Below are 20,995 nucleotides of genomic sequence, written 5' to 3'. Positions count from 1 at the left end.
CGTGAGGCGATCACCTGACACCTCGCGTGACACTTTCTGCACCGCATCTGAACCGGCGGGTCACGCCACGTGCCGGTACGGCGGGCGGCCTCGGTGGGGTCAGTCGGGCTCGGGCGGGACCCAGCGGGGCGGGCGCTTCTCGAGGAACGCGGCCATGCCCTCGCGGGGCTCGTCCGAGTGCTCGAGGGCCCAGAACATGGTCTGATAGTCGATGGCCCCGTAGTGCTGGTGGAGCATGCGCTTGGTGTGGACCCGGGCGTCGGGCGGGGTCTGCAGCACCTCGCGGGCCGCCTGGAGGGCGGCGGCGCGGAGCTCCTCGTGGGGCACCACCCGGGCGATGAGCCCGAGACGGAGCGCCTCCGCGGCGTCGAAGCGCCGGGCCGACAACAGCAGGTCCTTGGCCACGGCCATGCCCACGTGCGCGGGCAGGATGGCGGCGTAGGTGGCGTCGGGGATGCCCCGCAGCAGCTCGGGCACCCGGAACGTGGCGCGGTCGCTGACCACGGCGATGTCGGCCAACATCGCGATGAGCAGGCCGCCGGCCTGGCAGATCCCGTTCACCGCGGCGATCACGGGCGCACGGCTGTCGCGGACCGCGAGGAAGGGCAGCACCTCCTGGCCGAGCCCCTCGGGCAGGGCCTCGTCCTCGCGGGAGCGGCCTCCGAGGTCACCCCCGGGCGAGAAGACGTCGCCCGTCCCGGTGATGATCAGCGCGGCCAGGTCGTCGTCGGCGTTGACGAGGCGGACGGCCTGCTTGATGCCCCAGTACATGGCCGGCGTCAGCGCGTTGCGCGCCTCGGGCCGGTCGATGGTGCACCAGGCGATGGGGCCCTCACGCTCGAGGTGCAGGCCAGAGGTGCCGAGGTCGTCGCCCATGGTGGCGGGACCGGGGATCAGTCGTTGGCCGGGACGTAGAGGTCCGTGGCGAGGGCGGCGTGCTTGCCCACGGTGTCGGCGCTCACCGAGCGGATGGCCACGTCGTGGCCCTGCGCCTGCGCCCGCAGCGCACCCACGGTGCAGTTCTCCTTGCCCCCGAGGGCGGTGAACGGGTCGTAGCTGAACTCGCGCATCGCGTTGAGGTGGGTGACCTTGTCGATGGTGGCGTCGTCGACCCCGTCGAAGTGGCCCATGACCTCCTCCGGCGCGAACGGCCAGGTGGAGTCGGAGTGCGGGTAGTCGCACTCCCACATCACGTGGTCCATGTTCAGGAAGTCCCGGCTGGCCATGCCGAAGCGGTCGTCGATGAAGCAGGTGAGCACCCGCTCGTCGAACACCTCGCTCGGGAGCTTGTCGCCGAAGTCCTGACCCGTCCAGGCGTGGTGGCGGCGGTAGTTGTAGTCGATGCGCTCCTTGAAGTACGGGATCCAGCCCGTGCCGCCCTCGGACAGCGCGATCTTCAGGTTCGGGAACTTCCGCAGCACCGGCGACCAGACCAGGTCGGCGGCGGCCTGCACGATGTTCATCGGCGTGAGGGTGATGAGGCAGTCGATGGGGGCATCGGGGGCGGTGATGACGAGCTGCGACGACGAGCCGATGTGCAGGCAGACCACGACGCCTTCGTCCGAGCACGCCGTCCAGAACGGGTCCCAGTGGTCGGAGTGGAAGCTGGGCCAGCCGAGCTTCGAGGGGTTCTCCGAGAAGGTGACCGCGTGGGCGCCCTTGGCCGCGGTGCGGCGCACCTCGTCGGCGAGGATCTGCGGATCCCAGATGGCGGGGAGCGAGCAGGGGATGAAGCGGCCGGGGTGGGTGCCGCACCAGTCGTCGATGTGCCAGTCGTTGTAGGCCCGCACCATGGCGAGGGCGACGTCCTTGTCCTCGGTGCGGGCGAAGAGCTGGCCGCAGAAGTGGGGGAACGACGGGAAGCAGAGCGAGCCGAGGACGCCGTTGGCGTTCATGTCCATGACCCGCTCGTCGATGTCGTAGCAGCCGGCCCGGAGCTGCGCGAACGAGGTCGGCTCCATGCCGTACTCCTCGGGGGGCCGGCCGGCGACCGCGTTGAGGGCGACGTTGGAGATCTCCTGGCCCTCGTAGACCCAGGCGTTGGTTCCGTCGTCACGGGTGATGAACTTCGGCGCCAGGTCGACGTACTTGGCGGGCAGGCGCCCTTCGAAGAGGTGCGGCGGCTCGACCACGTGGTCGTCGACGCTCACCAGCACCATGTCGTTCATGTCCATGACGGGACCCCCCTGGGCTCGTGCCGCAAACTAACAACGGCGTCACTTCACAAGGTAGCACCTACCCACGGAGGGCGCGCCGGCGCGCTCCGAGGCGCGATTCGTGCGGTTGCGGAAGCTCAGCCGGCGTCGGCGTCCGGCTTGGCCGGGCGCCAGAACACGGCGAGGAGCAGGGCTGCTCCCCCGCCGCCGGCGATGGCGGCGATGGCGAGGCCGGTCCAGCCGTTCATGTCGCTGAGCTCGAGGACGTCGTCGAGCGACCACTCGCCGGCGCCGAGCATGGCCAGGCAGAGGGCCACGACCGTGAGGGTGAGGACGTACTCGTAGCCCTCGCCCGGGCGGAAGATGAAGAAGCCGTTCTTCAGGTGGTTGGTGATGAGGGCCACCAGCATCACCCCGATGACCGCGGCACAGGCCAGCGGGGTGGCCAGGCCGAGCACGAGCATGGCGCCGCCGGCGATCTCGGTGATGCTGGCCGTCCACGCGTGCAGCGGGCCCGGCTTCATGCCGAGGCTCTCGAACCAGCGACCGGTGCCGGCGATCTTGCCGCCCCCGAAGATGTGGTTGATGCCGTGCGCGAGCATCACCGCCCCCAGGATGAGGCGCAGGCCCAACAGGGCCAGGTTCACGGCATCAGCGTCAGGCACGCCCGACCTCCTCGGTCCACCACTGGGTCGGCGTCATCGTAGGCCCGGCCCCGAGGTGAGGAAGCGCTCCCTCTCATGTGCATCTCGTAGTCTGCGGGCGACGCGGCCCGGCGACGTGCGACCCGGGCCTCGAGGAGGATGCATGGCCAACCGAGCGAGCGGAGCCGTCGTGGCGGGCGCCGATGGCGTCCCGCCCGTTCGCCAGCGCCTGACGGCCGAGGCGCGCAAGCGGTCGATCCTCCAGGCGGCGCGGGAGGCCTTCACCGAGACCGGCGACGCCAACGGCACCACCATCCGGGTCATCGCCGAACGCGGCGGCATCAGCGAGGGCGTGATCTACCGCCATTTCGAGAGCAAGGACCAGCTGTTCTTCGAGGCCGTCGTGGAGCCGCTGCGAGAGGCGGTCGACTCCCTCGTGGCGGCCACCGAGGTCGTCGACCGCGACGGACCCATCACCCCAGAGCGCCGCCAGGCCGCGATGAAGAGCCTCTACCGCCAGCTCACCTCGACGCTCGACGAGATGCTGCCCCTCCTCGGGCTCGTCCTGTTCGGCGACCCGGAGACCGCGCACCGCTTCTACCGGGAGAGCTTCGCCGCCGCCATGGATCGGCTCGGCGCCGCATGGCAGGCCGCCGCCGACCGCCTCGGTGTGCCCCTGGAGTCGCCCGACCTCTCCGCCCGGGCCGTCATGGGCATGGCGCTGATCACCGCCTTGGAGCACCACCACAACGAGCGCTTCGACGCCGACGGCGCGCTCGACACGCTGAGCGAGCGGACCATCAACGGCTTCTTCCCCGACGTCCCCGCGGCGTCGCGGACCGGGCGCACCTCCCGATGAGCGCGCTCCACCCCGATCTGCTGCCGGTCGCCCGGCTCGTCCCTCGGGGAACCCTGACCGCCCGTCGCCTGGGCGTGGTCCGCTACCTCACCCGCCTGCGCCGGGCGCCCCGGGTGCCCGCCCTCGACGACGTCGTCGTGGAGGACCATGCCGCCCCGGCCCCAGAAGATGGTCGACCCGTGCCGGTGCGGGTGTACCGCCCTCGCGACCCCGACGGCCCCGTGCCTGCCCTGCTCTGGTTGCACGGCGGGGGCTACGTGCTCGGCGACGCCTACCAGGACCAGAACGCCAACCTCGCCCTCGTGCGTGAGCTGGGCATCGCGATCGCCTCCGTGGACTACCGCCTCGCCCCGGAGGACCCCTTCCCGGCCGCGACCGACGACGCGTACGCCGCCCTGCGCTGGCTGCACGGGTCCGCCGACGAGCTCGGCGTCCGAGCGGACCGCCTCGCGGTCGGCGGCGCCAGTGCCGGCGGCGGGCTCGCCGCCGGCGTGGCGCTGATGGCGGCCGATCGGGCCGAGGTGCCGCTCGCCTTCCAGCTGCTGATCTACCCCATGCTCGACGACCGCACCGTGGTGCGCCCGGGCCTCGACGACTCCGCCTGTCGGATGTGGACCGCGCCCAGCAACCGGTTCGGGTGGGGCGCGTACCTCGGGACCGAGCCCGGCGTGGGCGAGGTCAGCGCCTACGCGGCGCCGGCTCGCCGCGAGGACCTCTCCGGCCTCCCGCCGGCCTGGCTCGGCGTGGGGTCCTGCGACCTCTTCCACGACGAGGACGTCGACTACGCCGACCGCCTCACCACCGCCGGCGTGGCCTGCGAGCTGCACGTCACCCCCGGCGGCTACCACGCCTTCGACCTGCTCCAGGCGAAGGCCGGCGTCTCCCGGGCCTTCCGCTCCGGCTACGTCAGCGCGCTGCGGGCGGCGCTGTTCGACCCCGACCCCGAGCCCGAGCCCGGGGCCGACGCCGAGTAGTTCCCGGCCCACGCGCCCCGAGTCCATCGCGGCCCAGGGCCCCCGAGCCCAGCGCCCGACCGAGTCCTGAGCCCGCCGACCCCCAGGCGGTCAGGCGCCGGCGGTGGCGAGGTCCTCGAAGCGGCCGAGGCCGTAGTCGCCGGCGATCGTCGTGCGGTGCATGCACCGCCCGTACTCGGGCGGCGAGCCCGACACCGAGTGCAGCACCCGCCAGTTGTCCCAGATGACCATGTCGGTGGGCTTCCACTCGTGCTCGTAGCAGAGGCCCTCGGCGACGACGACGAGCTCGTCGCACACGGCGGCGAGCAGGGCCTCGCCGTCGGCGTCCTCGTGGCCGACGAGGCCCTTGGCCATCCAGGGCGACACGTGCAGCACCTTCTCGCCGGAGTCCCGGGTCCACACCGCGGGGTGCAGCGCGCGGGGCCGGCCGGCGTACTCGGTCATCACCCCTTCGGCGGCGCCCGGCGCCTCGATCTCCTCGAAGCCCTCGGGACGGCCGTAGTGGAGGTTGTCGAGGATCACGTCCATGGCGTACGCCACCGTCTCGCCCTCGATCCGGTCCCGCAGGTCGGGCGACAGGGCCTGGTACAGGGCGATGCCGTCGACGAAGCGGGTCCGGCCCCCGACGGGCGGCGCCTCGATCGAGCGCAGCACCCCGGCCCGGTTGAGCTGGTCGTTGTAGCAGTGGTCGAAGTGCCACGGGAGCCATTGGGCGAGCAGCTGGCCGTCCACCCGGACGACCCCGCCTTCGTTCGGTTCGTGGCGGATCTCGATCACGCCGAGCAGCTCGCCGTCGCCTACGCGGGGCGTGGCCTTGCTGGGGTGGTCCTTCAGCGGGCCGAACACCGTGCTCAGTGCCACCTGCATCTCGGGCGTCGGCTCGACGTCCTCGAACACGAGCAGGCCGCGAGCCTCGAACAGTGCGTTGAGCGCGGCCCGCACCTCGGGGTCGGCCACGCGCTCCTGGGTCAGGCCGCTCACCCGCGCCCCGAAGGGCGGGTCATCGAGGATCGGATGCGTGTCGAGGGTGCTCACGAGAAGGTCCTCCTGGTCGGGCACATCCGGCATCGGTGGGCGCCGGACGGGTGGTGGGCGTCGCGCCCGTCGGGGGCGGTCGGGTGGGGGCGCGTCCTTCGGTGGCGCGTCACGTCGGGGCGCCGACGGTGCGGTCGGCCCACTCGACGAGCTGGGGGACGAGCATCGGCCAGCGCACGAAGAGCGAGCCGGTGTCCTCGACCGCGGCTCGGCGCTCGTTCCACTCGGCCTCGTTCCATGGGGGCTCGACGAGCTCGGCGCCGGGCAGGCCGGCGGCGAGGGCCTCCGAGGTGGCCCGCGTGTGGGACATGTCGGAGGCGCCGCTGCGGAACACGAGGACGGGCACCTCGAGGCGGGCGACGTCGTCAGCGCTCAGACCGGGGACCAGCGTGTCCTCGCACGGGCAGTAGGCCATCGCCCACCGGTCCATCACGTCGAGGAACTCCTGACGGTCCATCGCGAGGATGCGCTCGCGGTTGGACGGGTTGGACGCCTGCACCTCCTGCCACTGGTCGAGGTCGGCCACCGCCTCCATCCCGCCGTGCCAGGCGGCGTCGAGCGAGGGCATGCAGTAGTAGCCGGCGAGCTGGAGCAGGCCGGGCACGCCGCCGCTGATCCACCACATGGCCAGGCCGGCGGCGATGTCGGGGTTGCGGGCGGCGGTGAGCAGCGACACCCGGGCGCCGCCGGACCCGCCGGCGATCACCGTCGGCCCGAGGTCCAGGTGGCGGATGAGGGCGGCGAGGGCGTCGGCCTGCACCTCGGACTCGGACGGCCCCTCGAAGACCACGGAGGAGGCCCCGCAGTTGGGCCGGTCCCAGGTGAGCACCTGACGGCCCTGGTCGGCGAGGGCGCGTGCCATCTCGGGCAGACCGCCGACCTCCTTGGTGAAGCGGCCGCCGGGCGTCAGCACCCAGGGCTGGCCCTCCCCCACGAGCTCGTAGGCGATCTCGATCCCATCCAGTTCTGCCACCGGCATGGTGCCCCCCTTCGTGCGCATTTGTAACACTCACGTCACCACCCGTCCACGAGAACGGGCCGCGTCGTCGTGAGCGTGGTCAGGGCGCGGCGCGCAGCTCGCGCTTGAGGACCTTGCCCGACGGGTTGCGGGGAAGGGCGTCGATGAAGGTGACCGCCTTGGGCACCTTGAACTTGGCCAGCTGCGCGCGGCAGTGCTCGATGAGCTCGTCCTCGGTGACCTGGGTGGGGGCGCCGTCGGCGTCGGGTCGCAGCGCGACGTAGGCGACGGGCACCTCGCCCCAGCGCTCGTCGGGCCGGGCCACGACCGCCACCTCGAGCACCGCGGGGTGCTCGTAGAGCACGCGCTCGACCTCCGAGCCGGCGATGTTCTCGCCGCCCGAGACGATCATGTCCTTCAACCGGTCCACGATGAACAGGTAGCCGTCCTCGTCGCGCACGCCGATGTCACCGGTGTGGAACCAGCCGCCGGCGAAGGCCTCGGCGGTGGCCTCGGGGTTCTTCCAGTAGCCCTTGAACACCTTCGGGCCGCGCAGCACGATCTCGCCCCGCTCCCCCGGCGCCACCGAGCGGCCCTGCTCGTCCCATACGTCGAGCTCGAGGTGGAGGCACGGGCGGCCGACGCTGCCGAGCTTGGTGATGATGCTGTCCCGGTCGAGGAAGGTGTCGCCCGACACCGTCTCGGTCAGCCCGTAGGCATCGGCGAACCAGGCCGACGGGAAGGTGCGCTGGATGCGCTCGATGAGCGGGATGGGCATCTTCTCGCCGCCGTTGATGATCACCCGCACCGACGAGAGGTCGCGCTGCTCGACGTCGGGGAGGGCCATGATCGCGTTCACCATCGCCGGCGCCAGCCACACGGTGGAGACCCGTGAGCGCTCGAGCTCGTCGACCACCGCGGCGGCGTCGAAGGCCCGGTGGAGGATGACGGTGGCGCCGGCGGCGATCAGGGTCGTCGTGGTCAGGTCGAGCGCACCCACGTGGTAGAGCGGCCCGCAGGCGAGGCCGAGGTCGCCGGCGTTGAAGCCGAACTCGACGAGGTGGGCCAGGTTCTTCCAGGCGAGGTTGCCGTGGGTGAGCATCACGCCCTTGGGGCGGCCCGTCGTTCCGGACGTGTACATGAGGCGGTGCACGTCGTCGGAGGTGGCGAGCGCCCACGGCTCGACCCCGGCGGCGCCCGTGCCGACGCCGGCCCGGGTGCCCTCGGCGCTGGCTTCGGTCGGCTGGCCGGCGTCACCGACACCGCCGTGGGCGTGCCCGTCGACGTCTCCGGTCTGGCGGTCACCGCCGCGCACGTCGACCAGGCGCTCCCATGCGTAGGGCACGTCGGTGTCGACGGTGATGCAGAGGCGCACGGGCATGGCCTCCATCCCCCGCGTGGCCTCGGCGGCGAGCTCGACCAGCGCCTCGTCGCAGATCAGGACCCGGGCCTCGGAGTGCTCGAGGATGTAGCGCACCTCCGGCGCGGCGAGGCGCCAGTTGATGGGCATGGCGATGCCGCCGAGGTGGTTGGCGGCGAAGACGGTCTCGAGGAACTCGGGGCAGTTGTAGGAGAGAAGGGCAACCACGTCGCCGGCGCCGACGCCCCGGGCCCGCAGACCGGCGGACAGCGCCGCCGAACGTGCCGCCATCTCGGCGTAGGTGGTGGTGACGCCCTCGAACACGGTCAGCGCCTTGTCGGGCGCCGCGGTGGCGTGGTGCGCCAGCACCCCGAACCAGTTGACGTCGGCCTGCATCGCCTCGCTCATGCGCTCCCCCTGATCGAGCCCGACCGCCGCCGGCGGCCGAGCCGGCGCCGACCGTGCTGCGTACGCTCGCGGCCATGGCGTCCGACCGCACCCCGCCCACGCCGCCGACCTTCGCCACGGTCGAGGACGAGCGTCGGCACCGCAAGCAGCGCCTGGCGGCGGCGTTCCGGCTGTTCGGGCACTTCGGCTTCGACGAGGGCGTGGCCGGCCACATCACCGCCCGCGACCCCGAGCACCTCGACCACTTCTGGGTCAACCCCCTCGGCATGAACTTCAAGCACATCCGGGTGCGCGACCTGCTGCTCGTGAACCACGAGGGCGAGGTGGTCGACGGCAACTGGCCCCTCAACAAGGCCGCCTTCGTGATCCACTCGCAGGTGCACGCGGCCCGACCCGACGTCGTGGCCGCGGCGCATGCCCACTCGAAGCACGGCAAGGCGTGGTCGACGCTGCGCCGGCCGCTCGATCCCCTCACCCAGGACGCCTGCGCCTTCTACGGCGACCACGTGGTCTTCGGCGACTACACCGGCGCGGTGCTCGAGCTCGAGGAGGGCAAGCGCATCGCCCACGCCCTCGGCGCCCACAAGGCGGCCATCCTCGCCAACCACGGGCTGCTCACCGTCGGCCGCTCGGTCGACGAGGCGGCGTGGTGGTTCATCACCATGGAGCGCACCTGCGAGGTGCAGCTCATGGCCGAGGCCGCCGGCACGGTGCTGCCCATCGACGACGACGTGGCGGCGCTCACCTACACGCAGACCGGCGGCCACCGCACGGGCTGGCACCAGTTCCAGCCCCTGTGGGACTGGATCGTCGACCAGCAGCCCGACTTCCTCGAGGAGTAGCGCCGCCGTCCCCCCGTCCCTCCGAACTCGACGCACTAGCTGTCGATTTCCGACGGTCATTGCGTCGAGAACGAGCGGTCTCCGGGCGATCGGGCGGTGGCGGGTACGGTCCGGGCCGATGCGAGGGTGGCAGATCGGGGTGGCGGCGGCGTTGGCGCTCGGCGCCGGCCTCGTCGCGGCAGCGTGCAACGAGAGCTTCGACCCGAACGATCGCCGCCTCGCCACCCAGGACGAGTACGCGCTGAGCGACCAGACCTGCGGGGTCTCGGACGGGCGAGCCGTCACCACCGGGACGTTGACCAACCACTCGGGACGCGACACCGGCTTCGGGGTGATCGTGCGCTTCCTCGACGGCGACGTGGACCTCGGCCGACCGCAGAGCGTCGAGCACCCCGAGCCCCTCGCCGACGGCGACACGTGGGCGTGGGAGGTCGACCTCGACGTCGATGCCGACTCGCCGCCGGCGGACCTGCGCTGCAACGTCATCCAGGTCGTCCTCGGTGACGACGTGACCCGCTCGAGTTGAGCGGCGACCGCCCGACGACCACGCACTCGACGTCGAGGTTGGCGTCGGGCGGGACCACTCACGACGGGGCACACGCCAAGGGTGCTCCCAGGACACGGCGGACGCGCCGCCCTCCGTGTCGCAGACGCGAACCCTCGCGAGCAAGGCACCCGCGGAGACGGCTGAGGCGAGGGAGTGATGCTCGAGCGACGACGCCGCCGGCGGTGGTCATCGCTCAGGCGGGGGCAGGTGGTCGAGGAACGTGCGGGACCACGCCATCAGGTCGGCGGGGACGGTGTAGCCCTTCTCGTCGTTGATGGCGTCCCAGTGTGCGGCCACGTCCTCGAGCGTCGGACCAGCAGCCTCGTCCGCACCGCCGCCGTCGACCCAGCCCGGGGTCGAGGCCAGGAAGAGGCGGGCGAAGCGGCCGGCGCCGGCGGTGTACACCTCGCCGGTGACAGGGCAGTCCTCGTGGGCGAGGTAGGCGGCCAGGGGCGCCACCAGGGCCGGGTCGAGCTCGGCGGGCCCGCCGTCGGCCATCCGGGTGTTGGCGGCGGGCGCGATGGCGTTGACCTTGAGGCCGTACTTGGCGCCCCGGGTGGCGAGGCTGCGGGTGAGCCCGAGCACCCCGCCCTTGGCGGCGGCGTAGGACGCGTTGTGCGGGAGGCCGAGGATGCCGGTGGACGTGGTCATGACCACCCGCCCGCTCCCCGAGTCGACGAGGTGGGGCCAGGCGGCCCGGGTCACGAGGAACGAGCCGCGGAGATGGACGTCGAGGTGCGCGTCGAAGTCCTCGGACGTGACGTCGGGGAACGGCGCCCAGCGGATGATCCCGGCGTTGTTGATGAGCGCGTCGAGACGGCCGTAGGCGGCGACGGCGCCCGCCACCAGCGCCTCGGCGCCGCCGGGGTCGGACACGTCGTGGCCGTCGACCGTCGCCGTCTCGCCCGCGTCGGTGATGGCGGCGACCACCTCGGCCGCGGGGCCCTCGTCGGCACCCTCGCCCTCGATGGAGGCGCCCAAGTCGTTGACCACGACGGCGGCGCCGCGCTCGGCCAGCAGCAGGGCGTACGCCCGCCCGATCCCCCGGCCGGCGCCGGTGACCACGACGACCCGCCCGTCGAAGCGCATCCCGCTCACGCCGCCCCCCACGAGGAGCGCTCGCCGATTTCACCTGAGCCCGCCGTCGCTTTCCGACAGGCAGTGCGTCGAGTTCGGCGGGTCCGGGGGGAGAGGGTCGTGGTCACGCCGCCGCCCACCGAGTTCAGGCCGGGACGGGGGCGCTGAGGCCGAGCAGGCCGCCGAGGGTGCCGCCCACCATGGCCTGGCGCTCGTCGTCGGGGACGCCGGCCATCAGGTTCGCCAGCAGCTCGCGGCTGGCCCGGAAGGTGCCCTCGGCGTGTGGGTAGTCGTTGCCCCACACGATGGTCGACAGTCCGGTGAGGTGGCGGCAGGCGACGGCAACCGGGTCGTCCTGGAACGAGATGTGGAACTGGCGCTGCACGTACTCGCTGGGCATCAGCGGGTACGGCCATTTCTCGTTGAGGCGGAACAGCTGCGCCATGCCGGGCTGGTCGTCGGCGGGGCGGGAGTCGTCCCAGACGCCGAGCCACCAGTCAGCGTCCTGGCCGATGCCGGTGATCCAGCACTTGTCCATCGACCCCACGAGCGACGACAGCCAGTGGGCGTTGAACTCGATGAGCGCGAAGTGCAGCCCGGGGTAGCGCTCGGGCACGCCGCCGCCGATCAGCTGGCAGATGACCTGCTGGGGGACGAGGGGCTGGTACACGGCCTGGGTGATCATGCGCTTGGCCGCGGCCTTCTCGGTCATGGGCTGGTTCACCTGCTCCGCGTTCTCCATGACGATCTTGAGGGTCAGCGCCTCGGGGTCGTCGACCTTCACGCCGCCGGTCTGGGTGTGGATGCAGACGAGCATCCCGGCGTCCTGGATGGCCGCCCAGACCGGGTCGTACTCCCGCCGGTAGTAGGGCATCGGCGAGGTGGCGGGCAGTAGGACGGCGCGGAAGCCGGCCGCGGCCACCCGCTCGATCTCGACCACGGCGTCGTCGACGTCGGTGAGGGGGATGGGGGCGGTGGGCGCCAGCCGGTCGAAGTAGGGCGAGAAGCGCTCGACGACGTAGTCGTTGTAGACGCGGGCGTGCGCGATCGAGAGCTCGTGGTCGTCGGAGTAGAGACCGAAGAGCGACAGGTTGGGATGGAGGACCTGGGCGTCGACGCCGTCGACGGCCATGTCCTCGAGGATGATCTCGGGGTCGCCCTCGGGCGTGCGGCCACTGGTCTGGCGGTAGCGCGAAATGGTCCAGCCCTCGAAGCCCGGGGTGTGCAGGCGCCGGAACACGCGGGCGCCGCCCTCCACGAGCGGCTCGATCTCGAAGTCGTCCTCCCAGACCGCCCGCTCACGCAGGTGCTCCGGCAGGCGGGTGCGGAACAGGTCGACGGGCTCGAGCAGGTGGCCGTCGGCGGAGACCACGAAGTCCTTCTCTGTCACGGCGGCGACCTCCTGAGCGTGGCGGGTGAGCAGCACCGTCCCGGCGTCTGTCGTCCCCCCGGAACTCCTGCTCGCGTTGTGCGAGAATCCCGTTCGCGAGAGTACGTCAGGCCCTGGACCACCGCAACGGGCGGGCCGGGCAGGCCGAAGGGGGACGACCGATGACGCAGCGCTGGACGCGACGGCCGGAAGGGTCGACCTGGGGGGACTGGGGCGACGACGACGAGCTCGGTCGCATCAACCTGCTCACCGCCGAGAAGGTGCGCGAGGGCGTGGCCGAGGTGCAGGCGGGCATCAGCTTCAGCCTCAGCCTCCCCCTCGATTTCCCCGGCGGCACCGCCCTCAACCAGCGCCGGCACCCGCCCCGCCTCGCCCCCACCGAGGACATGGAGGGCACCCCGGACACCTTCTACAACGTCCACATGAGCGCCATGCCCGACTTCGGCGACCCGAAGTACGTCGACGTCTGGGCCGACGACGTGGTCACCCTCTCGCTCCAGTACTCCACCCAATGGGACTCGCTGGCCCACGTCGGCGCCGAGTTCGACGCCGACGGCGACGGCGTCGAGGAGGCCGTCTACTACAACGGCTGGCGGGCGGGGACCGACCTCGTCGGGCCCAGTGACGATGCCCGGGGCGACGGCAGCGGTCACCGGGCCTTCGCCCGCCACCTCGGCCTCGAGCACATGGCCGCCCACGGGGTACAGGGGCGCGGGGTGCTCGTCGACCTGGCCCACCACCTCGGCCACGACTGGCGGCCGGTCGACCTCGACACCCTCCAGTCGATCATGGCGGCCGACGGCGTCGTGGTCGAGCCCGGCGACATGCTCCTGCTGCACACCGGGTTCGCCACCGAGATCCTCGCCATGGACCGCGACCCCGACCCCCGCCGGATCTTCACCCTCTGCTCGTACCTCGACGCCCACGACCCGGCGCTGCTCGAGTGGATCGCGTCCTCCCAGATCTCCGCCCTCGTGGCCGACAACTACGCGGTCGAGGGCCTCCTCGGCAAGGACAAGGACCCGAGCCGCCACTCGTTCCTCCCCCTCCACCACCTCTGCCTGTTCAAGCTGGGCGTGCCCCTCGGCGAGCTCTGGTACCTCCACGACCTGGCGGCGTGGCTCCGCGAGCACGACCGGAGCCGCTTCCTCCTCACCGCTCCCCCGCTCCGGTTGCCGGGCGCCGTCGGCTCCCCGGTGACGCCGGTGGCGACGGTCTGATCACGGGCCGCCGTTGGGCGTAGCGTCGGCACCATGCTCGACCACCTCGGGATCCACTGTCGCGACGTCCCCACCAGCGCCGCCTTCTACGACGCCGTCCTCGCCCCGCTCGGCGCCGTCCGGATGATGGACTTTGGCGCCTTCATCGGCTTCGGCGCCGGCAAGCCCGACTTCTGGCTGTCCCCGCTGGGCGAGGACGAGGGCCTGTTCGAGGCCCACATCGCCTTCTCCGCCGCCGACCGGCCGACGGTCGACGCCTTCTTCGCCGCCGCCGTGGCCGCTGGCGCCGAGGTCCTCCACGAGCCGAGGGTCTGGCCCGAGTACCACCCCGACTACTACGGCGCCTTCGTCCGCGACCCCGACGGCCACAACGTAGAAGCCGTCTGCCACACCCCCGCCGACTGAGCGGACTCGGACGACTTGCCTACGTGAAGGCGTGAGGGTTGAGGAACTGGCGCCCCAAGAAGGCGTCCCGCTGCGATTCCGTGAGCTCGGCCAGGTCGCAGACCTCGTTCCACTCCCCTCGGATCGCCGTCGCTTGTCGATCGACGATCGCCTGCGCCTCGACCCGATCCAGGTGGTACTCGGCGGCGGCATCGACGAGGAGCGACAGTCGGGCATCCCGGCCGCCGTCACGGGTGAGGGCCATGGCCTGGGACGCCGTCTCGCCGACCCGACCTTGAGGACACAGGTCGTACGCCGGGCTGAGCACGAGGCCAGCGGGTTCGATCAGGGCGGCGTGGTTGCGGGCGTGGTCGTCCGTGTTCCCGCACAGGATGTTGAACGAGATGCGTGCGAAGAGCTCGCGAAGGCTCGCGTCAGGCCGGACGAACTGGGCACGGATCTCGTCGGCCAGACCGACGTACGTGGCGTAGCGGCCGCCGGGGAAGGCATCCAGCCCGAGGATGGTGAGGGCCGACACGGCGCGCCTTCGTCGATCTGCCGCCCGGTCGAAGCGCTCGACCAGCAGCGCGTAGCGGCCCGCGGCACGAGTGAGTTGGACCTCGGCGACGTCGAGGCCGACCCGGCGGGCAAGCTCCATCGCCACGAACTCGCCCTGGACGACCGGGTACGGGTCGCCTGTCGACGAGAACTTGGCGATCAGCCGGCGCTCGCCGTCGTCGATCAGCGCCTTGGGCCGCGCCCCTCCGATCGACGTGCCCCGGAGCAAGGCCGCCTCGAGATCGGCGCCCAGCGGCTCCCCCGCCTCGATCCGTTCGGCTGCCGTGGCCAGGACGTCGAGTGTCGGCCGTTCGTCACCGCGTTGCTCGTACCGCTCGGCACCGGCCTGAGCATCGAGTGCACCGAAACGATCGGACCCGGACTCCAAGAGGTACGTGAGCTCTCCGAACTCGGCCGTCGAGGAGCCGAGTCGGTGGTTGACGAGCCGTCGACCCCAGGCGTCCGGCATCGCATCAGCGATGCAAAGAGGGAGGCCCTGTCCTGTCGCAGCGTGCTGCCGGCCTCTCCGCAGCGGGAGTTCGGGCTCGTAGATGGGCACGGCATCGGACCGATCGAGATACGAGCGGACGTAAGCGAAGGACGCGCTGTCCCCGTCGTACTCGAGTCGACCGCAGACAACGGGCTCGGCGTCATCGGGCAGCCAGATCCACACGAAGGCCGACGTCGGCTCAGTAGTCATCGTTCATCGGCCCCAACTCGCGCGCCCGCGACGGCAACAGCGCCAACTCGGTGCGCCGGCGCTCCAGCTCCCGCGCCCGAGTGTCGGCGTCGGGGTGGAAGAGGGGGACGCCGACGAGGGTGGCGGCCTCGAGCGCGGTGCCGAGGGCGACGCCGGGGTCGCCGCGCTCGACCTTCTGGATGGTCACGTGGGAGACGCCGACCCGCTCGGCGAGGTCCCGGATGGTCCAGCGCCGGCGCAGGCGTCCGGCCCGGATCGAGGTGCCCAGGAGCTCGAGCGCCTCGCGGGTAGCGAAGGAGAGCGCCGGCGGAGCCATGACAGAATACTTTCTCTAATCGACTCTTAAGGCAAACAAGATTTATGGCGAGAGGGTAAACGCCGCCCAGTCGTCGGACTTCACCCTCGCCATCTCCTTGAAGAGCTTGGGGCGGCCGCCGGCGTTCAGGAGGTAGCGGCGGGGCTTGCCGGGGACGTTGGCGCCGAAGAAGTAGCTGCTCTTGCCGAAGCTCGGGGGCTGGTTCGCGGCCTTGTCGATCATGGCGGTCCAGCGGTCCTCGGCATCCTGCGTGGGCTCGACCACCGTCGCCCCCCGCTCCCGGGCGACGCACAGCAGGTCGGTGACGAAGTCGACCTGGTCGCCGTTGTAGCGGGGGTTGTTGCCGGCGGCGGCGTGGGGGCCGCCGGGGAAGAAGAGGTTGGGGAAGCCGTGGGTGCCGACGCCGAGGAACGTCGTCGGGCCGTCGGCCCAGTGGTCGGCCAGCGCCACGCCGTCGCGGCCGACGATGCCCATGCGCAGCAACGCCCCGGTGCCGAAGTCGAAGCCGGTGGCCCAGATGAGGACGTCGAGTTCGACGAGACCGTCGGCGGTCTCGATGCCCTCGGGGACGACACGGAGGATGGGCGTGGCCTTCAGGTCGACGAGACGCACCTTCGGGTCGTTGTAGGTCTCGTAGTAGCGCTCGACGAAGGGCGGGCGCTTCTCGCCGAAGACGTGGTCGTCGGGGATCAGGCGCTCGGCCATCTTTGGGTCGTCCACGATCGAGCGCACCTTGGTGGCGATGAAGTCGCACCACTCGCGGTTGGCCGCCGGGTCCATCAGAAGGTCGACGTAGTTGCTGCTCAGCTTCGAGAACCCGGGGCTCGACCACATCTGCTCGTAGAACGCCTGGCGCTCCTCGGCCGAGTCGTCGAAGGTGGCCCGCCCGCTCGGCTCGTGCAGGAACCCGGCCACCGAGGTGTCGAGGATCTCCTTCATCCGCACGAAGCCCGCCCGCAGCTCGGCCTGCTCCTCGTCGGTGATGGGCCGGTTGTTGAGCGGGGTGCACCAGTTGGCGGTGCGTTGGTAGACGGTGAGCGAGGCGACCTCGTCGACGATGTTGGGGATGATCTGCACACCGCTCGACCCGGTGCCGATCACCGCGACTCGCTTGCCGGCGAGGTCGACCGGCTCCTGCGGCCAGCGGCCCGTATGCACCGACACGCCGGCGAAGTCCTCTCGCCCGGGCACGTCCGGAGAGAAGGGCACGGACAGCACGCCCGTGGCGGACACCAGGAACCTGGCCCGCACCACCTCGCCGGCGTTCCGCTGAACGCTTTCGTCGAGCGCCACCGCCCAGCACGAGCCGGCGTCATCCCACGTCGCCGACGTCACCCGCGTGGCGAGGGACATGTGGCGGCGCAGGTCGAAGCGGTCGACCACGTGGTTCAGGTAGCGCTCGATCTCGGGCTGGCCGGCGAAGTGCTCCTCCCAGACCCACTCGTCGAAGAGCTCCTTCGAGAACAGGTAGGCGTACGTGTAGCTCTCGGAGTCGAAGCGACACCCTGGGTAGCGGTTCCAGAACCAGGTGCCGCCCACGCCGTCGCCGGCCTCGACCAGCCGGGCGGTGAAGCCGACCTCCAGCGCCCGGTACAGCTGGTAGATGCCGGTGATGCCGGCGCCCACGACGAGCACGTCCACGTCGACCGGTCCGTCGATCGCATCGTCGCCCACCGGCGCCTCCCCTGTCCCCCGCCGTCGGCGAGAACGACATTCCCTTGATGGGGTAGCGTACTTCTCAGCAGGGCCGGCCGAGGCAGGTCCGGGCACGACGCCGCAGAGAGGGGGACCCATGGCGACCGTGGACGACGCACCCGCGACGCCTCCGTTCCCCTATGCGATCGAGGTCCCCGACCGCATCCCGAAGGAGCGCTACTACGACGAGGGGTTCTTCCGTCTCGAGGCCGAGCGCCTGTGGCCCCGCGTGTGGCAGATGGCCTGCCGGCTGGAGGAGATCCCCGAGCCGCGTGACTTCGTCGAGTACGAGAACCTCGACCAGTCCGTCCTCGTCGTGCGCCAAGACGACGGCTCGGTCGCCGCCTTCCAGAACGCCTGCCGCCACCGCGGCGTCAAGGTCGCGGTGGACCGCGGCCGCTGCGAGTCGGGCTTCACCTGCCCCTTCCACGGCTGGTGCTACGACGCCGACGGCACCAACACCTACGTGTCGAAGCGCAGCAGCTTCGCGGAGCACAACCTCGACCCCGCCGACCTCGCCCTCACCCCGGTGCGGTGCGAGACGTGGTCGGGGTGGGCCTTCGTGAACCTCGACCCCGAGGCGCCGCCGCTGCGCGAGTGCATCGAGCCCTTCGCCTCCATCCTCGAGGCCTGGGGCGTCGACGACGTGCGGGTCGAGTGGTGGAACGCCTTCCGCCTGCCCGTGAACTGGAAGCTGGCCGAGGCCGCCTTCCTCGAGCAGTACCACGTGATCGAGACCCACCCGCAGCTCGTCGACGTCGACCGCTTCCCGCCGCGCGACCCCGCCGCCTTCGACCCACAGCGCTACCTCGCCGGCCAGCTCCGCTACCTGCGCACGATGAACGAGGGCATGGCCGGCATGGTCCACGCCAGCGACGTGGCCGTGGCCGAGCGTCTGGCCGCCGACCTCCCCGCCGACGCCCTCGCCGGCGACTACGCCACCGCCACCGCAGCATGGGAGCGGGCGTACAAGGACGCCGTCGTCGCCTGGCACCGCGACGCCGGCCACGCCATCGTCGACCTCAACGAGCTCGAGGCGCAGGGCCTCGAGGAGCCCATGGCCTACTGCTTCCCGCACTTCTTCGTGCTGCCCATGTACAGCAGCGCGTCGTCCTACCGCTTCCGGCCGCTGGGACCCGAGGAGACCCTCATGGAGATCTGGTCCCTCACCCGCTACCCCGTCGACGAGGTCCGCCCGAGGCCGATGCCACCCGAGCCCCTCGCCCACGACGATCCCCGCGTGCCGCCCATCCCCGTCCAGGACTTCTCGAACCTCCCCCGCCAGCAGCGGGGCCTGCACAGCCGGGGCTTCGAGTATCTGCGCCTGTCCGCCGGCATCGAGGGCGGCGTGGCCAACTTCGAGCGCACCGTCGACGGCTACCTCGCCGGCCTCCCCCACGACCGGCTGGCGCCGGCGCTGCGCGAGGTCAACGTCAACCCCCTGGAGCGCCCCATCGTGGACCTCGGACTCTGACGTGACCCCGCCAACCGTCCCAACCATGGACTACTTGGAGGAAATAGCAGTCACAGGTGACTGCTATTTCCTCCAGTTCGAGCGGAGCGTGCGTCCGGGAGGAGCACGATGACCGAGCCCGCCACCGGCGACCGGCCGAGCTACGCCGAGGTGGACGCCGGCGTGCGGCGGGCCATCGCCGCCTACACCCAGGCCCTCGACGACGGCCGCACCGACGACGTCGTGGCCACCTTCTGCGCCGACGCCACCGTCGAGATCCCCGGCATGGGCACCCACGTCGGCACCGACGCCATCCGCGAGGCCTACGCGGCCTGGGCGCCCCGCCGCCCCCAGCGCCACCTCGTCCTCAACACCCTGGTCACCGAGTGGACCGCCGACGAGGCCCACGCCACCAGCGACCTCGTCTTCCTCCTGAAGGGCGAGGACGGCTGGGCCGTGCAGGTGGTCGGTCGCTACGACGACGTCCTGCACCGCGACGACGCCGATGCGCGCGCCAGCGACGAGAACCGGTGGCGCTTCCACGCCCGACGCGCGAGCTTCCTGGACTGACGGTGCACCCGGCACCCGCAACGACCGGCTCGACGAGAGCGACGAGGAGGCAGTCATGAGGTTCGGACTCGACGTGGCGCAGCAGCGGATGCCGTGGGACGAGGTCGTCCGGCGGGTGCAACTGGCCGAGGAGCTCGGCTTCGACGGCGCGTGGGGCTTCGACCACTTCCAGCCCATGTACGGCGAGGGCCCCGGCGAGACCTTCGAGGGCATGACCACGCTGGCGGCGCTCGCCGGCCTCACCTCCACCATCCGCCTCGGCCTGCTCGTCACCGGCGCCACCTACCGCCACCCCTCGGTGTTCGCCGCCCAGGCCATGACCATCGACCACGCCTCGCACGGGCGCCTCGAGCTCTCGCTCGGCGCGGCCTGGTTCGACAAGGAGCACACCGAGCTCGGCATCCCCTTCCCACCCACGGGCGAGCGCTTCGACCTGCTGGAGGACACCCTCGAGATCGTCACCCGCCTGCTCTCGGGCGAGACCGTCTCCTACGAGGGCAAGGTCGTCTCCCTCCAGGACGCCCGCCTCGGCCCGGCTCCGGTGCAGCGCCCCCACCCCCCGATCTGGATCGGCGGGCAGGGCCCCAAGCGCACGCTCCCCCTCGTCGCCCGCTACGCCGATGTCTGGCACGCGTGGGGATCGCCCAACTCGCTGCGCGAGGCCAACCAGCGCATCGACGAGCTCGCCGTCGAGGCGGGCCGCGCCCCGTCCGACATCACGCGGGCCAGCTCGCTGTCGCTCGACGACCTCGACACCGCTCGCAAGCACGCCGAGAAGTTCATCGACGCCGGCTACGGCTACCTGGTCTGCGGCTGGCCCGAGGCCGGCGCCGCCCAGGTCGAGGCCTTCACTCGCGACATCCTGCCCGACTTGACCGACTGACCCGCGCTCGCTCGCCGAGCGCCTGCCTGCACCCCCGCCCCGGAGGATCCCGTGACCACCGACGACCTCACCCTCGAGAAGCTCACCGACAGCGTCGGCGCCGCCGTCCACGGCGTGGACCGGGACCGGCTGCTCCACGACGACGAGCTGCCGGACTGGACCCTCGACGCCCTGGAGGCCAACGGCGCACTGGTCTTCCCGGGTCTGCACCTCGACGACGAGGCCCAGGTGCGGTTCAGCCGCAAGCTCGGCAAGGTCGAGGTCTTCGGCGAGGGCGAGTGGCCGGAGATCTTCGTGGTCACGATGGATCCCGAGCGCTCCAAGTCGGCCGCCTACCTCAAGGCCACGGTGCACTGGCACATCGACGGCTGTACCGACGACATCCCCATCATGGCCACCATGCTCAGTGCCCACGCGGTGGCCGAGACCGGCGGCGAGACGGAGTTCGCCAGCAGCTATCAGGCCTACGACGACCTGTCCGACGACGAGAAGGCCCACTGCGAGACGCTGCGGGTCGTCCACACCATCGAGGCGTCCTACCGGCTGATCGACCCCGACCCGCCCGAAGCCGTCCTCGACATGCTGCGCAAGCGGCCCGCCAAGAACCACCCGCTGGTCTGGACCCACCGTTCGGGGCGCAAGTCGCTCGTGCTCGGCGCCACCGCCGACCACGTCGAGGGCATGGCCGCCGACGAGAGCCGAGCACTGCTCGACAGCCTCCTGGCCCGGGCGACGGCTCCCGAGAAGGTGTACCGCCACGAGTGGGTGGTGGGCGACCTCGTGATCTGGGACAACCGCGGCGTGCTGCACCGCGCCCTCCCCTACGACGAGAAGTCCCCGCGGGACATGCACCGCACCACCTTCACCGGCGACGAGGCGATCCAATGACGAGGAAGGTCGCGGAGCGGAGCGGAGCGGCGCAGTGGAACGAACCAGATCCCGAAGGGACACCGACGAAGGAGGTGC

General features: G+C 71.5%; 21 protein-coding genes. 10 read left to right on the top strand and 11 right to left on the bottom strand.

Going from position 1 to position 20,995, the window contains the following annotated elements; all coding sequences use genetic code 11:
- Window positions 1–99 precede the first annotated feature (99 nt).
- From JNK12_13360 to JNK12_13350, 3 genes are all read right to left on the bottom strand, one after another.
- Window positions 100–876 (bottom strand): enoyl-CoA hydratase/isomerase family protein, encoded by a 777-nt coding sequence (locus JNK12_13360; protein ID MBL8776923.1) that lies wholly within the window; start codon window positions 874–876, stop codon window positions 100–102.
- Window positions 877–893: 17 nt separating this feature from the next.
- Window positions 894–2,174 carry an amidohydrolase gene (locus JNK12_13355; protein MBL8776922.1) on the bottom strand — a complete coding sequence of 427 codons (1,281 nt, stop codon included), beginning with the start codon at window positions 2,172–2,174 and terminating at the stop codon, window positions 894–896.
- Window positions 2,175–2,293: 119 nt separating this feature from the next.
- Window positions 2,294–2,758, bottom strand: coding sequence for a DoxX family protein (locus JNK12_13350; GenBank protein ID MBL8776921.1), 465 nt, complete (start codon window positions 2,756–2,758; stop codon window positions 2,294–2,296).
- A 205-nt stretch (window positions 2,759–2,963) separates the two neighbouring features.
- On the opposite strand from JNK12_13350, the gene JNK12_13345 reads away from it, so the two are divergent.
- Both JNK12_13345 and JNK12_13340 read left to right on the top strand, forming a co-directional pair.
- Entirely contained in the window at window positions 2,964–3,659 is a 696-nt protein-coding gene (locus JNK12_13345; protein ID MBL8776920.1) for a TetR/AcrR family transcriptional regulator, read from the top strand.
- Window positions 3,656–4,633: an alpha/beta hydrolase gene (locus JNK12_13340; protein ID MBL8776919.1), complete on the top strand. Its 978-nt coding sequence runs from the start codon at window positions 3,656–3,658 to the stop codon at window positions 4,631–4,633. Before JNK12_13345 ends, JNK12_13340 begins: the two co-directional genes overlap by 4 nt.
- A gap of 90 nt (window positions 4,634–4,723) precedes the next feature.
- Here the strand turns inward: JNK12_13340 and JNK12_13335 are convergent, their stop codons facing one another.
- The 3 genes from JNK12_13335 to JNK12_13325 form a co-directional block, all read right to left on the bottom strand.
- The gene (locus tag JNK12_13335) at window positions 4,724–5,668 is read right to left on the bottom strand and encodes a TauD/TfdA family dioxygenase (protein ID MBL8776918.1); all 945 of its coding nucleotides are present in this window, start codon (window positions 5,666–5,668) and stop codon (window positions 4,724–4,726) included.
- Between the two features lie 109 nt (window positions 5,669–5,777).
- Window positions 5,778–6,647 carry an alpha/beta hydrolase gene (locus tag JNK12_13330; GenBank protein ID MBL8776917.1) on the bottom strand — a complete coding sequence of 290 codons (870 nt, stop codon included), beginning with the start codon at window positions 6,645–6,647 and terminating at the stop codon, window positions 5,778–5,780.
- 79 nt (window positions 6,648–6,726) lie between these two features.
- The gene (locus JNK12_13325; GenBank protein MBL8776916.1) at window positions 6,727–8,394 is read right to left on the bottom strand and encodes a long-chain fatty acid--CoA ligase; all 1,668 of its coding nucleotides are present in this window, start codon (window positions 8,392–8,394) and stop codon (window positions 6,727–6,729) included.
- 74 nt (window positions 8,395–8,468) lie between these two features.
- Here JNK12_13325 and JNK12_13320 point away from each other — a divergent pair, with 74 nt between their 5' ends.
- Both JNK12_13320 and JNK12_13315 read left to right on the top strand, forming a co-directional pair.
- Window positions 8,469–9,236, top strand: a complete 768-nt coding sequence (locus JNK12_13320; protein ID MBL8776915.1) for a class II aldolase/adducin family protein — start codon at window positions 8,469–8,471, stop codon at window positions 9,234–9,236.
- 118 nt (window positions 9,237–9,354) lie between these two features.
- On the top strand, window positions 9,355–9,762 hold the full coding sequence (locus JNK12_13315; GenBank protein MBL8776914.1) for a hypothetical protein: 408 nt from the start codon (window positions 9,355–9,357) through the stop codon (window positions 9,760–9,762).
- A 207-nt stretch (window positions 9,763–9,969) separates the two neighbouring features.
- Here the strand turns inward: JNK12_13315 and JNK12_13310 are convergent, their stop codons facing one another.
- Both JNK12_13310 and JNK12_13305 read right to left on the bottom strand, forming a co-directional pair.
- Window positions 9,970–10,881 (bottom strand): SDR family NAD(P)-dependent oxidoreductase, encoded by a 912-nt coding sequence (locus JNK12_13310; GenBank protein MBL8776913.1) that lies wholly within the window; start codon window positions 10,879–10,881, stop codon window positions 9,970–9,972.
- Between the two features lie 124 nt (window positions 10,882–11,005).
- Window positions 11,006–12,250 (bottom strand): amidohydrolase family protein, encoded by a 1,245-nt coding sequence (locus JNK12_13305; protein ID MBL8776912.1) that lies wholly within the window; start codon window positions 12,248–12,250, stop codon window positions 11,006–11,008.
- Window positions 12,251–12,411: 161 nt separating this feature from the next.
- Between JNK12_13305 and JNK12_13300 the strand changes: the two genes are divergently transcribed.
- Window positions 12,412–13,470, top strand: a complete 1,059-nt coding sequence (locus JNK12_13300) for a cyclase family protein (protein MBL8776911.1) — start codon at window positions 12,412–12,414, stop codon at window positions 13,468–13,470.
- Window positions 13,471–13,503: 33 nt separating this feature from the next.
- Entirely contained in the window at window positions 13,504–13,875 is a 372-nt protein-coding gene (locus JNK12_13295) for a VOC family protein (protein MBL8776910.1), read from the top strand.
- Window positions 13,876–13,894: 19 nt separating this feature from the next.
- Here JNK12_13295 and JNK12_13290 read toward each other — a convergent pair whose 3' ends face one another.
- From JNK12_13290 to JNK12_13280, 3 genes are read right to left on the bottom strand one after another with little or no spacing between them, the layout of a single operon-like run.
- Window positions 13,895–15,112 (bottom strand): type II toxin-antitoxin system HipA family toxin, encoded by a 1,218-nt coding sequence (locus JNK12_13290; GenBank protein MBL8776909.1) that lies wholly within the window; start codon window positions 15,110–15,112, stop codon window positions 13,895–13,897.
- Window positions 15,102–15,428 (bottom strand): helix-turn-helix transcriptional regulator, encoded by a 327-nt coding sequence (locus JNK12_13285; protein MBL8776908.1) that lies wholly within the window; start codon window positions 15,426–15,428, stop codon window positions 15,102–15,104. Before JNK12_13285 ends, JNK12_13290 begins: the two co-directional genes overlap by 11 nt.
- A 42-nt stretch (window positions 15,429–15,470) precedes the next feature.
- A complete protein-coding gene (locus tag JNK12_13280; protein ID MBL8776907.1) occupies window positions 15,471–17,102 on the bottom strand; it encodes an NAD(P)/FAD-dependent oxidoreductase in 1,632 nt (543 codons plus the stop codon).
- 118 nt (window positions 17,103–17,220) lie between these two features.
- Here JNK12_13280 and JNK12_13275 point away from each other — a divergent pair, with 118 nt between their 5' ends.
- The 4 genes from JNK12_13275 to JNK12_13260 all read left to right on the top strand — a co-directional run bounded on the left by JNK12_13275 (window position 17,221) and on the right by JNK12_13260 (window position 20,917).
- Window positions 17,221–18,597: an aromatic ring-hydroxylating dioxygenase subunit alpha gene (locus JNK12_13275; protein ID MBL8776906.1), complete on the top strand. Its 1,377-nt coding sequence runs from the start codon at window positions 17,221–17,223 to the stop codon at window positions 18,595–18,597.
- A gap of 108 nt (window positions 18,598–18,705) precedes the next feature.
- On the top strand, window positions 18,706–19,146 hold the full coding sequence (locus JNK12_13270; protein ID MBL8776905.1) for a nuclear transport factor 2 family protein: 441 nt from the start codon (window positions 18,706–18,708) through the stop codon (window positions 19,144–19,146).
- Between the two features lie 55 nt (window positions 19,147–19,201).
- Window positions 19,202–20,029 (top strand): TIGR03560 family F420-dependent LLM class oxidoreductase, encoded by an 828-nt coding sequence (locus JNK12_13265; GenBank protein ID MBL8776904.1) that lies wholly within the window; start codon window positions 19,202–19,204, stop codon window positions 20,027–20,029.
- Window positions 20,030–20,080: 51 nt separating this feature from the next.
- Window positions 20,081–20,917: a TauD/TfdA family dioxygenase gene (locus JNK12_13260; protein MBL8776903.1), complete on the top strand. Its 837-nt coding sequence runs from the start codon at window positions 20,081–20,083 to the stop codon at window positions 20,915–20,917.
- Window positions 20,918–20,995: the final 78 nt, after the last annotated feature.

The sequence above is a fragment of the Acidimicrobiales bacterium genome, assembly GCA_016794585.1.
In the GTDB taxonomy this organism is placed as follows: domain Bacteria; phylum Actinomycetota; class Acidimicrobiia; order Acidimicrobiales; family DATDAH01; genus JAEUJM01.
This window is presented reverse-complemented; position numbering and strand designations above follow the sequence as displayed.

What these genes read in the sequence shown, in the direction of transcription:
- JNK12_13355 (MBL8776922.1), bottom strand. Translation starts at nt 2,174, where the DNA reads ATGGACATGAACGACATGGTGCTGGTGAGCGTCGACGACCACGTGGTC.
- JNK12_13265 (MBL8776904.1), top strand. Translation starts at nt 19,202, where the DNA reads ATGAGGTTCGGACTCGACGTGGCGCAGCAGCGGATGCCGTGGGACGAG.
- JNK12_13300 (MBL8776911.1), top strand. Translation starts at nt 12,412, where the DNA reads ATGACGCAGCGCTGGACGCGACGGCCGGAAGGGTCGACCTGGGGGGAC.
- JNK12_13290 (MBL8776909.1), bottom strand. Translation starts at nt 15,112, where the DNA reads ATGACTACTGAGCCGACGTCGGCCTTCGTGTGGATCTGGCTGCCCGAT.
- JNK12_13360 (MBL8776923.1), bottom strand. Translation starts at nt 876, where the DNA reads ATGGGCGACGACCTCGGCACCTCTGGCCTGCACCTCGAGCGTGAGGGC.
- JNK12_13320 (MBL8776915.1), top strand. Translation starts at nt 8,469, where the DNA reads ATGGCGTCCGACCGCACCCCGCCCACGCCGCCGACCTTCGCCACGGTC.
- JNK12_13325 (MBL8776916.1), bottom strand. Translation starts at nt 8,394, where the DNA reads ATGAGCGAGGCGATGCAGGCCGACGTCAACTGGTTCGGGGTGCTGGCG.
- JNK12_13295 (MBL8776910.1), top strand. Translation starts at nt 13,504, where the DNA reads ATGCTCGACCACCTCGGGATCCACTGTCGCGACGTCCCCACCAGCGCC.
- JNK12_13350 (MBL8776921.1), bottom strand. Translation starts at nt 2,758, where the DNA reads ATGCTCGCGCACGGCATCAACCACATCTTCGGGGGCGGCAAGATCGCC.
- JNK12_13285 (MBL8776908.1), bottom strand. Translation starts at nt 15,428, where the DNA reads ATGGCTCCGCCGGCGCTCTCCTTCGCTACCCGCGAGGCGCTCGAGCTC.
- JNK12_13345 (MBL8776920.1), top strand. Translation starts at nt 2,964, where the DNA reads ATGGCCAACCGAGCGAGCGGAGCCGTCGTGGCGGGCGCCGATGGCGTC.
- JNK12_13315 (MBL8776914.1), top strand. Translation starts at nt 9,355, where the DNA reads ATGCGAGGGTGGCAGATCGGGGTGGCGGCGGCGTTGGCGCTCGGCGCC.
- JNK12_13330 (MBL8776917.1), bottom strand. Translation starts at nt 6,647, where the DNA reads ATGCCGGTGGCAGAACTGGATGGGATCGAGATCGCCTACGAGCTCGTG.
- JNK12_13270 (MBL8776905.1), top strand. Translation starts at nt 18,706, where the DNA reads ATGACCGAGCCCGCCACCGGCGACCGGCCGAGCTACGCCGAGGTGGAC.
- JNK12_13275 (MBL8776906.1), top strand. Translation starts at nt 17,221, where the DNA reads ATGGCGACCGTGGACGACGCACCCGCGACGCCTCCGTTCCCCTATGCG.
- JNK12_13340 (MBL8776919.1), top strand. Translation starts at nt 3,656, where the DNA reads ATGAGCGCGCTCCACCCCGATCTGCTGCCGGTCGCCCGGCTCGTCCCT.